Raw genomic sequence first — 12,550 nt, forward strand, 5'->3', positions numbered from 1 at the left:
CAAAAAAATATTTTTATTTTTACACTTTAAACTATATCGCTATTAATTATATTTATAATCATTAAATAAAATTTATTTTTAAATTAAGTATCTTATCATTATCAAGCATTGGAAATTTTGCATTTTATAAAGTATTATTATTCTTATTAATAATTATTAAATAAAGTTAATTTATGTACATTCAAGTCAAGCTTTTAAATCGAGCATTACCCACTCTTACTTATAAAGTACCGGAAAGTTGGGATATCAATAATTTAATAGGCTCATTTGTAAAAGTACCACTTAAAAATCAGACTGAAATTGCCTATATAGAAGATATAACATATAAAATAAGTAGTACAATAAATTTTTCTATAAAAGAAGCACATTCTATAGAAATTATTCCTAAGGATAGACTTTATAATAGTTTTGTTAAACAGCTTAGTTCTTATTATGCAATTAATTATATTTATTTTTTTAAGAGAATATATCAATTTTTAAAAGAAAAAGAGCTAAAAGAATCTATAGAACTTAATAATAAATTAACTAAAATAGACTCTATTAAATTAACTAAAGAACAACAATATATATTCAATAAAATCGAACCAAATATAGTAAATAACAAATACTATCCAAGTTTAATTTATGGAGTAACAGGATCGGGTAAAACTGAAATCTATAAGCAACTTATTATCAGTGCAATAGAACAAAATAAAAGCGTATTGCTATTGCTACCTGAAGTTTCCTTGGCTATAGAATTTTATAATCTACTGAAATTACAGTTACCTGAAAATTTTATTATTTATGGTTTTCATTCAGCAACCAGCATTAAAGAAAAAAGATTATTATGGCACGATCTTAATCAAAACAAAAATCTTATAATTATTGGAGTACATTTACCTATATTATTACCAATAAACAACCTAGGTTTAATTATAGTTGATGAAGAACATGATACCAACTTTCAATCACAAAAACATCCAAAAATAAATGTAAAAGAAGCAAGCTTACTAAGAGCTAAAATATATAATATTCCTATTGTAATGGGTTCAGCAACACCCAGTATAACTTCTTTATATAATGCTGAAAAATTTGGTTGGGAAATATTTGAATTAAAAGAGCGTTTTGCAGGAAACTTTCCTAAAATTCAACTTGTTAAGTTAAATGAAAATAAAAATAGAAAGAACTTTTGGATAACAAAAGAGTTGGAAAAAGAAATAGCTATTCGTTTAGAGAAAAAAGAGCAAATTATAATTTTTATAAATAGAAGAGGTTATAGCTTTTTTATACAATGTAAAGAATGCTCAAATATACCTACTTGCATAAATTGTTCTGTAAGTTTAACAGTTCATAATAAAAAAGATAAAATCAATAAAAACATACAAAACTTATTAATATGTCATTACTGTACTTATTTTATAGAAGAACCTAAATCGTGTATTAAATGCAACAAAAAAGAGGATTCATTAATCAAAAAGGGTATAGGCACTCAGCAAATAGTAACTATATTAGAAAAATTATTTCCTACAGCAAAAATTGCTCGTGCTGATTTAGATTCAACAGTTAACAAAAAAAATTGGCAACAAATAATGCAAAAATTTAATGCAAACGAAATAGATATATTAGTAGGAACTCAAACTATTACTAAAGGTTATAATTTTAAAAACGTCACATTAGTAGGATTACTATGGGCAGATATAAATTTAGGGCTACCATTTTATAATGCAGCTGAAGTTACTTTACAACAACTTATTCAAGTCTCCGGTAGAGCAGGCAGACAATCAAAAGATAGTTTAGTGATTATACAAACTATGTTAGAACATAAGATATATAATTACATAAATGAAACTGAATATAGAAATTTCTATGAATATGAAATAAAAAATAGAGCTTTACTAAGATATCCACCTTACATAAGGTTTGCCGAAATTGAGATTAAAAATAAAGATGCTGAATTAATAGAAAATGAAATCGATTTAATTTCTCAAGATATAAGTAATTATATTTTAAAAAATAATCTAAAAACCATAATGTTAGGACCTGTAGAACCGCCAGTTAGTATGATAAAAAATGTTCATATACGCAAAATATATCTAAAATGCCATGAAATAAACAACTTGATAAAGATATTTATGTCGATCGAAAAAGATCAATATAAAAGCCAAATATTTTTTACCCCAAATCCTCTTAATTAGATTTAATAACTATTTGTCCTACATTACTTTTTAAACTAATTTTACTCTCTCCTAACCCTATAACACCATGAGCTTGACTTGAAATATATGGAAAAGTTTTAACAATTTTAATTTCATTAAAACTTGAACAAATAGATCCTGTAGTCAATTGAGCATTAACTTCAGCATTTACATTTGTTGGTAATAATAAAGTTATTTTTCCAGTATTAGTAGATAATTCTATAGTTAAGTTATCTAATAACTTTTGATTTAAGTATATAGCTCCAACATTTGTAGACGCTTTAACACTCTTAGTTGAATTATTTATATCTATCGCTCCTGTATTAGTTATAGCTGTTATATTACCAGATATATTATTAAGTTCTATAGCACCACAATTAGTTTGACAATTTACCTCTTGAGAGATATCGCTTAACTTAATAGAACCTACATTTGTATAAATTTTTTCTAACTTAGTATCTTTAGGGACTTTAATTTCAATACTTACTTCTGTATCATTATTTTTTGTATCAGCTTTAATATGAACTTTATTAGCTTTCACTGCCATATGTAATTTAATCTCCTTAAGAAGTTCTCTAGATTTAGCCTTTTTAACTATATTTATTTCTATTTTATCAGTAGTTGATCCTTCTATAGATATAGCTCCAACATTATTATCTATTTTAATTAGACCATCTTTAAAAGGATGTTGTTGATGGATCGTTTCTTCAAACTTTTTACCATTGAAAAAATTAGTACTATTTAACACCAAGTAACCAATAGAAATTGCAAATACAAGCAATAGAAGACATTTCATATTTAATATCCATTCATTAAAAATAATTATTTTATTAATAATATAACATATTTTAAGCTAATTTTATATATAAAATTAACAAATATCGACTTCTAAGTTAAAAGTATTTAGAATTAAAATAAAGCATATGAAATAAATTAATATTAATAAAATGAAAATCAAAGATCTATCTATTTATATAAGTAACTTTAAAGATATGGTTCAGGGAGATTATCTATACGTTGATAAAACTAAATATATTTATAAGCTATTCAAATGATAAATAATTTATAAATTATTGGTTTGAATCAGGAACACCAACTTTTTTAATACATTTAATGTCAAAGCAATATTACTCAATTGAAAATATCGATCAAGAAGAAGGATCTCAAGAAACATTAGGGAACTTTGACATAGATAATATTCCTCTTGTGCCACTACTATTTCAAACAGGTTATTTAACAATTGCTGATTATGATCAGGCAACTCAAAAGTTTAAACTCAAATTTCCAAATTATGAAGTAAAGTGTTCATTTATCTACAACATTAATAGATAGATTTAGGTCTTAACCAAGATACTAAATTATTATAATTCATTTTGACAATCCAGATTAGCACTTTATTAATAACTTAGATTATAGTATTATTAATAAAAATTTTAGATTATATTTATAAATAAATTTAAATTTCATATTTTGTTTACAAAATTGTTTTAGAATACTAGATTAAAAATATTTAAGTTAAAAAAATTTATTTGAAAAATTTTTACCATCTATGTTTTGGCTAATATTAGATTGAGGGATAGATAATGATAACAAATTTACTTGCAAAATTATTTGGCACAAGTAACCAAAGAGAATTGAGAAAACTATACCCTATAGTTAACCAAATTAATTCTTTTGAACCAAACATACAAAGCTTATCAGATGAAGAGCTTGCAAATAAGACAAAATACTTTAAAGAACAATTAAGTCAAGGTCGCACTCTTGATGATATATTGCCAGAAGCTTATGCGGTAGTAAGAGAAGCTGCTTTTAGGAAATTAAATCAGAGACATTACGATGTACAGCTAATTGGTGGAATAGTATTACATCAAGGCAAAATTTCTGAAATGAAAACTGGTGAAGGTAAAACTTTAACAGCAACATTACCACTTTATTTAAATGCACTAACAGGAAAAGGTACACATTTAGTAACCGTTAACGATTATTTAGCTCGACGTGATGCTGAATGGATGAGCTTAATATTTAATTACTTAGGTCTATCTGTTGGAGTTATACAGAATTCTCTTAGCGATACAGAGCGTAAAAGAATTTACAAGTCAGATATAATTTATGCAACTAATAATGAGCTAGGTTTTGATTATCTTAGAGATAATATGAAGTTTAGATTAGAAGACTACGTTCAAAGAGAACTTAATTATGCAATTGTTGATGAAGTAGATTCGATATTAATAGATGAAGCTCGAACTCCCTTAATCATTTCAGGAGCCTCTGATGAAAGTAGTCAACTTTATATGCAAGCAGATAAAGCTATATTAACTTTAAGCACTAGTGACTATGAAATAGACGAAAAACAGAGAAACGTACAACTAAATGAAGCAGGTAACGATAAAATAGAATCTTATTTCCATATCAATAATCTGTATGATCTTGAAAATTTAAAACTTTTACATCACGTTAATCAAGCTCTTAGAGCACACACTTTATTCAAAAAAGATGTACAATATGTTGTAAGAGATAATGAAGTTCTAATTGTTGATGAATTTACTGGTCGTATATTACCAGGTCGCCGTTATAGTGACGGATTACATCAAGCAATAGAGGCTAAAGAGCATGTTAAAATAGAACGTGAATCTCAAACTCTTGCATCTATAACTCTTCAAAATTACTTTAGATTATATAATAAATTAGCAGGCATGACCGGAACCGCATCAACAGAAGCTGAAGAGTTTCATAGAATATATAATCTTGATGTAGTTTCTATACCTACAAATAGACCGATGATCAGATTAGATCAACCTGATTTAATATTCTTAAGCAAGAATGGAAAATATAAAGCAATAGTTGAAGATGTAAAAGAAAGACACAAAAAGGGTCAACCTGTCTTAATTGGTACAGTAGCTGTAGAAACTTCAGAACTTTTAAGTATGATTTTAAGATCAGCAGGTGTACCTCATGATGTATTAAATGCTAAAAATCATGCCCGTGAAGCAGAAATAGTAGCTCATGCAGGAGAACCAGGAAGAGTAACAATTGCAACTAATATGGCAGGTCGTGGAACTGATATTAAATTAACAGAAGAATCTAAACAAGCTGGGGGCCTTTATATTTTAGGCACCGAACGCCATGAAAGTAGAAGAATCGATAATCAGCTTAGAGGTCGTTCAGGTCGTCAAGGAGATCCAGGCGAATCTCGTTTTTATATTTCTTTAGAAGATGACCTAATAAGAATATTTGCCGGCGATAAGATAAAGAACAATATGGAACGTGTAGGTATGACTGAAAATGAAACTATAGAATCGAATTATATTTCAAAAACTATAGAACGTTCTCAAGAAAAAGTCGAAAAGTATAATTTCGAAATTAGAAAAAACTTACTTGAATATGATGACGTTCATAATCAGCAAAGAACTGTAATCTATAATATAAGAAGAAAAGTTCTTGAAAATGAAAATAATATATTTGATCTAGTAAAAGATATGATGTCAGATATGGTTCAAGATATAATCGATTTCAATTCACCAAAACAATCGATTAATCAAGAAATTATAGAAAAAATTGTCAATGATATAACCGGTAGGACTGAGTTAGATTCAAAATTATTTGAGTCATTTAACTATCAAAACTATAGAAATTTAGAAGATCTTCACAAAGATCTATTAAGTGCTCTGGTTAAACATTATGAATCTAAAATAAGCTCAATTAAAGATGAAAAACATCTATATATGATCGGTCAAGCAAATAAGTGGTTAATACTTGAAATTATAGATCAAGCTTGGAAACAACATATGCTTAATTTAGATCACTTAAAAGAAGGTATATCTTTAAGAGGATGGGGTCAAAAGAATCCGCTTATTGAATATAAACGTGAAGCATTTGCAATGTTTGAAGATATGATGAGAGAAATTAAAGCTGAAATAGTTCAAACAGCTTTCCATATCAACGTAGAGCATTTTAATGAAGAAGAAATAGAAAGAAGACGACAATTAGAACTAGAAGAGTTAAATCTTTTAGGGCCAGATAGTCCTGAAGCAAATATCGCAATTAGTGCAGCTCCTGAAAACAAAGTTGGCAGAAATGAAGATTGTCCTTGCGGTTCAGGTAAAAAATATAAAAAGTGCTGTTTATTAAAGTAATATGAAATAACTTCAAAAAGGCCCATAATTTATATGGGCCTTTTTACTATAAAGTCATAACAACAACCATTACAATTATCATAAAAATATTAATTTTATAATGAATAATTTCATGTTCCTTTTGCTTTTGATGCGATGTAAAAAGTAATCCACAATTATAATTACATTTAATTAAATCTTTTTTTATCCTATTAATTAAATACAATTCAGGATCCTGAATAGTTAAACTCCTAAATTCTCTATTAACTCTTGATAAAATATTTATTGCACTGTCAATTTGATCTAGGTTATAACGACCTGTAATATATTGAAAAATATGCAATTTTACCTCACGAGGCAAATGATCAAAATTAACCTCGTTAAATTGATCTATAGAATTATCCTTATGCATTGGATTTAGATTAAAAATCCAGACACTTGAAAAAAATATAACCAACTTATTCTTCATATATTTAAATAACCTAAATTATATATCTCTAGTACCTGCTTAAATATAACATAAACGATTTTTAAATAATTTTAAATAAAAGATGCTCGGAATTGTCCGAGCATCTAATTACAAACCAACAAGCATTATAGGCTAAACGTAATTAATCTTTTTTCAAGTTAATATCTAAACCTTTAGCAATAGTCTCAATATCACTCAAAAATTTTTCTGATTTTCTTGATTTATAACATTGATAAGTATTATTAAGCATATTTACAATATCTTTTGATTTAATTTGATTGGGGTTTCTTATAATTTCCTTTTTAATACCTGAGACTAATGTCTTAATATCATTATCAGAAAAGTCGCTGATAATACTAAAATCACCAAAACATTTTTCTCCTATAACTATGCTAGGATCGTTTTGAGATATATCATGTATTTTATAAGGTTTACCATTAAAGTAAAATGATATAAACATTTCTCCTTTTGCAAAGCCTATAGAAACTGACTTAATTCCGCTTTCTTTTACTTGTTTTCTAAATATATTACCTAAATAAGAACTTTTTTCTTTACTTTCAACTAATTTAGTTAAATCTCTAAATTCACTATTAATTGTAGACAAATTATTAATCTCTTTTTTGGCCTCTTCAAAGGCTTTTACAAAATCCTCAGTTTTTAAATCACCAATAACATAATGAAAAACAAGTGTCTTCAGCTCAGTCGGTAATAAATTAAAATAATTTTCTTCAGATTTCGTTACTTTTTCTTGATTTGTTTTATCTTCTTTTTCCATTGATACTAAATTACCTGTTAATAAACATAATAACAGTATCGATAATTTATTTTTCATTCTAACTCCATTTATTAATTTTAATTAAGTTAAATTAAACCAAAAGTAACTTTATTTTTATAATTTAGACTTTCTTTACATTTAAATAGATCAAATATAGCTTGAGCAATAGACCTTATATTTTGAACACTCATATTATTATGATTCATTTGAGAATATATGTAAGATTGAGCCAAAGTCATAGCTATGGGCAACAGTTCTTCGTCAGTTTTATCTCTTAACTTTAATACTAAATCTTTAATAAAAATATTAAGATCGTGTTGATTGATTATTCCTATCACTTGAGCAACTTCTATATTTTTTTGGCGCACATCAGCAGAATTTTGAAAATTAAATTGAGCTATATAAGATTTCTGGTCTACTATAAAAGATAAAGATTCATTTTCTTTATTAAAATTAAGACTAAGATCAGTAACTTTTTTACAAAAATTTGCTCTTATAGTCTTAATAAGATATGATTTAGGATCTAAAGTTAAATGTCTCATTTCTTTATTAACTTTAGACAAAGTATTTATTGCCTTATTAATTTGATCTAAATCATATCTACCTGCTACATACTCAAAAACCAATAGTTTAATTTCTCTAGGTAATAAATCCCAATTAGATTCACCTATTTCGGCATGCATAGACATTAATTTGCCTATAAATAATAAGCTCATCCATAAAATTAACTTTTTCTTCATTTCAATCTCATTCATTAATTTATTTCAAATAAATAATTATTAATAATAATTATACAATACTTTTCAGTTTTGTCAAAATTTGTCGATAAACTTAAAAGTAGAAATAAAAATACCCGGCTTTCACCAGGTATTAATTTTAGAAGTGTATCAATAGTTATGCAATACGACAATTCATATTAAGTCGACCTTCTCCAGCACCATTAATAAAGCCTTCGTGATCTTTAAATAGCTTTTCTCCCGCTGCCTTTACATCCGCTGCTGTCATATTTGGATATCTTTTTAAAGCAGTTAAAGCATTTGCATCTGCTTCAGGAAAATTAGCTTTCCATTTTCTACTTATAAGTCTAACAGCATCGTCAGCATTACCATCATCTTTTATATTTAAAAATGCTTGCTTTGCTGCTTCAAACTCATTTCTATTATTCTTTTCGCTATTTTCTGTAATATAATTAACTATATCAATCCAATGAGGATCTTCTAAAATAGCATTAATACTCATAGTATTAATCAAAATAATTATAAATAATATCATTTTTTTCATTTTTTATATCCTTATTAAAGCTCAAAGAAATTTTTTCTAGAATAAATTATACCTCTTTTAGTAGAGAATAAGTTAAATATTGCAGCAGCAACTCTTCTTATTTTATCCTTCATAATATCATTATCTTCATCTTCGGCATACTCATAAGATTGTACCAACGACATAGCAAAATCTGCCAATTCTTCATCAGATTTGCCATGTAATTTACATACTACATTTTGAATCAACTGATTTAACTCTGCCTCATTCAGAGATTCTATTACTCTTGCTACTTCTTGATTGTGTTGATATATGGCATTAGCTGTACTAGCATTATTTTTCGCTTCATAATGTCTACCACCAACATCAAAAGCTAATGTTTCTTTATTCTTTGTAAAATCTACATTAACATTAGTTGCTTTTTTGACAAAGTTATTTTTTATACTATTAATTAGATAGGCTTTTTCATCCTCAAGAGTTAATCCTCTCAATTCTTTATTAACTTTTGACAAAGTATTTATTGCTGTATTTACTTGATTTATATCATATCTTCCAGCTACATATTCAAAAATTAGTAACTTTACTTCTGATGGCAAAGAGTTAAAGTCATGAACAGACTCTTCTGCTTGCATCGATATCAAATTCATAGTCAAAATACTTGTAAGAACTAAAATCAATTTACTTTTCATATTTATCCTCATATTATATTTATAATTATTGATCATATGTAAAAATATGTTTACATAATAATTATAATTTAATGTCAATTATTGTCAATTTGAAATAAATGATAATCGAGAATACTCTATGAAATTAAAATGCTTTGAAAATAAAAATACCCGGCTTTCACCGGGTATCAATTTTAGAAGTATATCAATAGTTATGGAATACGGCAATTCATATTAAGTTGACCTTCTCCAGCCCCATTAATAAAGCCTTCATGATCCCTAAATAGCTTTTCTCCTGCTGCCTTTACATCCGCTGCTGTCATATTTGGATATCTTTTTAAACTCTTTAAAGTCTTTGCATCTGCTTCAGGAAAATTAGTTTTCCATTTTCTACTGATAAGCCTAGCTACATCTTCAGCAGGACCATCCTCCCTGATATTTAAAAAAGCCTGTTTTGCTAACTCAAATTCATTCCTATTATTATTCTCAGCGTTAGATATAATATAACGTACTATACTAGTCCAATGCTTAGCCTCTATCGCAGCTTCAGAACACCTAAATGTAAAAAAGTTTAAAAAAATTATAAATAAAAATATTTTCTTCATAATAAATTCCTATAAAATTTCAAAATCTATACGAGCCGCATAATCTATACTTGTTTTATCATTAAATAAGTTAAATATAGCAGCAGCAATCTTCCTTATATTCTTTTTCATATCATCATTATCTTCATCTTCAGCATAGAAATAGGACTGTTGCAACGACATAGCAAAATCCGCTAATTCCTCATCAGATTTGCCATGTAATTTACCTACTACATCTTGAATCAACTGATTTAACTCTGCATCATTCAGAGATTCTATTACTCTTGCTACTTCTTGATTATGTTGATATATCGCATCATTTCTAGTAGGATTACGCTTCGCTTCATAATGTCTACCACCAACATCAAAAGCTAATGTTTCATTATTCTTTGTAAAATCTACATTAACATTAGTTGGTCCTGCTGCTGGAGGAGGAGTCGCCGGTGGAGGTGCTCCAGCACCTGCTCTTAATTCATCTACTCTTTGTTCAATATTTGCAAGATCATCAGATAATTCTCTTCTACGTTGATCATATCGATTTTCAAAGTCCTGACGAGTAGGCGCATCAAGAAGAGGATTAGATATTATAGCAGCAAATTGATTATCTAGATTTATATGTTTGGTTTGAGCGCTTACTAATTTAGCTACTAACTCTGCTTGTCTAGCCGCATCATAAGTAGCAAGTTGTCCTCTCAATGCATTAGATTCTGTTGCTAAAGCATTAAGTTGAGCAAGTAGACCATTAGCCTCGTTCTTAATTCTTTGTATCTCAGCATCTCTTTGTTGTTCTAATTGAGTTAACTTGGCTCTCATTTGATTCATATAACCATCAATTTGAGCAAAACCATGATCAATTTGATTAATTACAGGTACTAAATGAGCAGCATTATCAGCATCACTAATTACGGCATTATTTGTATTTATAATTGCTTGTCTTTCATGATTTAAATCCTGATATTCTCCATCAAAGACCAAAAGCTGCGCTGCTAAACTGTCTACATTATTAATGTTAAATGTATTAAGAATAGTAGTTACAAAATTTTTAATATCATTAACTTGTACATTCAACTTAGTATTAATGAAATTATTTAACTCATTAATAACCTGATTTCTTTGAGCTAATTTTTGAGCATCTTCTTGTTGTTTTCTACCTCTTGAGGCTAGCTCTGCATCGATTTTAGTAATTTCAGCACCAAATGCCGTATTTTCACTATCAATGTTATTTATATTAAATGCATTAATTTGATTTTGCAAAGAGCCTGGATTTAATAGAACAGCAGCATCTGTTTTAAGATCATTTAAATCAGGCAGAACTTTAGCATATATATCATTTACAGCAACCCACTTATGAGATAATTGAACCTTCAAAGCATTTAATTCATTAATACTTCTAGCTGATAAATTAGTACCAAACTGAGCTCTAAATTGAGTCAATTCATTTTCTAATGTTCTAGCTCTATTTCTTATAGCAACAAGACGATCATTAAAATTTTTCTCAATATTTTGTTGAGCTGCTTGAATTTGACCATATCTCGCTTGAACATTAGGTGCATTAATCAAATTATAATTATTTACTTCTGATTTTAAAGGCCCCGCTGGAAGTTCAATAAAATCATTATCAACTTTAAGATTTAATAATCTAGTTAAAGCTTGAACATAATTACTATCAAACTCATGAACAGCCGTATCTAAATCTCTTTTATCTTTTTCAAGATCAACTAAAGTCGCTCCTACAGGCTTATTAATTAATGAATTAATCTTATTAGCACTCGCTGAAGCTGCTTGATTCAACTGTTTAACAATATTTAATTCCTGCTGAACTCTTGCCGGATTACCTTTAGGCAAAACTGGCTGTGATGGCTGTTGTGGCGGCACAACCGGTGGTTGAGGACGTACTGGCGGAACTACAGGTGGTTGTACAGGTCTAACTGGCTGACTAGGTGGTGTAACCGGCTGTTGTGGTTGTACAGGTTTAACCGGAGGAATTACCGGCTGTGTTGGCGGGGTAATAGGTTGTTGTGGCTTGACTGGCGGAACTACCGGTGGTTGTACAGGCCTAACTGGCTGAGTAGGCGGCGTCACAGGTTTCTGCGGTTGCACAGGTTTAACCGGAGGAATTACCGGCTGTGTTGGCGGTGTAATAGGTTGTTGCGGCTTGACTGGCGGAACTACCGGTTGTGTTGGCGGCGTTACTGGTTGTTGCGGTTGAACAGGCGGCGTTACCGGTGCAGTAGCTGCTTGTGCTCTTAATTGATCGATACTTTGGCCCGTTAAATTTTTAATAGCATCATCAACATTCTTAATGCTAACTTTAGGCGGATTTTGAGCCATATATCGATCGTAAGCATCGATCAAATTCTGTCTATTTTGCGGAGTTTTTGACCTTGAATAAGGTACAATATACTGATCCCTTATGCTTCGAGGCGTTATTACATTCCTCATAGCATAGATCTCGGGCCCTGCTATAAACAGGGTCAAAAATCCAAAAATTATTAATTTATTTTTCAT

At 28.6% G+C, this 12,550-nt stretch carries 12 protein-coding genes; 4 read left to right on the forward strand and 8 right to left on the reverse strand.

The features are described from left to right. Positions 1 to 173: 173 nt before the first annotated feature. Positions 174 to 2,174 carry a replication restart helicase PriA gene (gene priA / locus BABL1_RS02670; RefSeq protein WP_023792050.1) on the forward strand — a complete coding sequence of 667 codons (2,001 nt, stop codon included), beginning with the start codon at positions 174 to 176 and terminating at the stop codon, positions 2,172 to 2,174. Here the strand turns inward: priA and BABL1_RS02675 are convergent. After that, complete coding sequence (locus BABL1_RS02675; protein WP_023792054.1) at positions 2,167 to 2,970, reverse strand: DUF4097 family beta strand repeat-containing protein; 804 nt, start codon at positions 2,968 to 2,970, stop codon at positions 2,167 to 2,169. The two genes, priA and BABL1_RS02675, sit on opposite strands and share 8 nt — an antisense overlap. A 151-nt stretch (positions 2,971 to 3,121) precedes the next feature. Between BABL1_RS02675 and BABL1_RS05600 the strand changes: the two genes are divergently transcribed. From BABL1_RS05600 to secA, 3 genes are all read left to right on the forward strand, one after another. Next, positions 3,122 to 3,229, forward strand: a complete 108-nt coding sequence (locus BABL1_RS05600; RefSeq protein WP_146617284.1) for an AAA family ATPase — start codon at positions 3,122 to 3,124, stop codon at positions 3,227 to 3,229. A gap of 58 nt (positions 3,230 to 3,287) precedes the next feature. After that, complete coding sequence (locus tag BABL1_RS02680; protein ID WP_023792057.1) at positions 3,288 to 3,506, forward strand: hypothetical protein; 219 nt, start codon at positions 3,288 to 3,290, stop codon at positions 3,504 to 3,506. A 251-nt stretch (positions 3,507 to 3,757) separates the two neighbouring features. After that, a complete protein-coding gene (gene secA, locus BABL1_RS02685; protein WP_023792059.1) occupies positions 3,758 to 6,307 on the forward strand; it encodes a preprotein translocase subunit SecA in 2,550 nt (849 codons plus the stop codon). 46 nt (positions 6,308 to 6,353) lie between these two features. Here the strand turns inward: secA and BABL1_RS02690 are convergent, their stop codons facing one another. The 7 genes from BABL1_RS02690 to BABL1_RS05260 form a co-directional block, all read right to left on the reverse strand. After that, positions 6,354 to 6,755, reverse strand: coding sequence for an F-box protein (locus BABL1_RS02690; RefSeq protein ID WP_023792062.1), 402 nt, complete (start codon positions 6,753 to 6,755; stop codon positions 6,354 to 6,356). A gap of 142 nt (positions 6,756 to 6,897) precedes the next feature. After that, positions 6,898 to 7,587: a hypothetical protein gene (locus BABL1_RS02695; protein WP_023792065.1), complete on the reverse strand. Its 690-nt coding sequence runs from the start codon at positions 7,585 to 7,587 to the stop codon at positions 6,898 to 6,900. 29 nt (positions 7,588 to 7,616) lie between these two features. Then, positions 7,617 to 8,270 (reverse strand): hypothetical protein, encoded by a 654-nt coding sequence (locus tag BABL1_RS02700; protein ID WP_023792068.1) that lies wholly within the window; start codon positions 8,268 to 8,270, stop codon positions 7,617 to 7,619. A gap of 154 nt (positions 8,271 to 8,424) precedes the next feature. Then, positions 8,425 to 8,811, reverse strand: a complete 387-nt coding sequence (locus BABL1_RS02705; protein ID WP_023792071.1) for a hypothetical protein — start codon at positions 8,809 to 8,811, stop codon at positions 8,425 to 8,427. A gap of 14 nt (positions 8,812 to 8,825) precedes the next feature. Further along, positions 8,826 to 9,479, reverse strand: a complete 654-nt coding sequence (locus tag BABL1_RS02710) for a hypothetical protein (RefSeq protein WP_023792074.1) — start codon at positions 9,477 to 9,479, stop codon at positions 8,826 to 8,828. 191 nt (positions 9,480 to 9,670) lie between these two features. Next, the gene (locus BABL1_RS02715; RefSeq protein ID WP_023792076.1) at positions 9,671 to 10,063 is read right to left on the reverse strand and encodes a hypothetical protein; all 393 of its coding nucleotides are present in this window, start codon (positions 10,061 to 10,063) and stop codon (positions 9,671 to 9,673) included. A gap of 9 nt (positions 10,064 to 10,072) precedes the next feature. Next, the gene (locus tag BABL1_RS05260; RefSeq protein ID WP_023792078.1) at positions 10,073 to 12,550 is read right to left on the reverse strand and encodes a hypothetical protein; all 2,478 of its coding nucleotides are present in this window, start codon (positions 12,548 to 12,550) and stop codon (positions 10,073 to 10,075) included.

This window comes from Candidatus Babela massiliensis (assembly GCF_000513475.1).
In the GTDB taxonomy this organism is placed as follows: Bacteria; Babelota; Babeliae; order Babelales; family Babelaceae; genus Babela; species Babela massiliensis.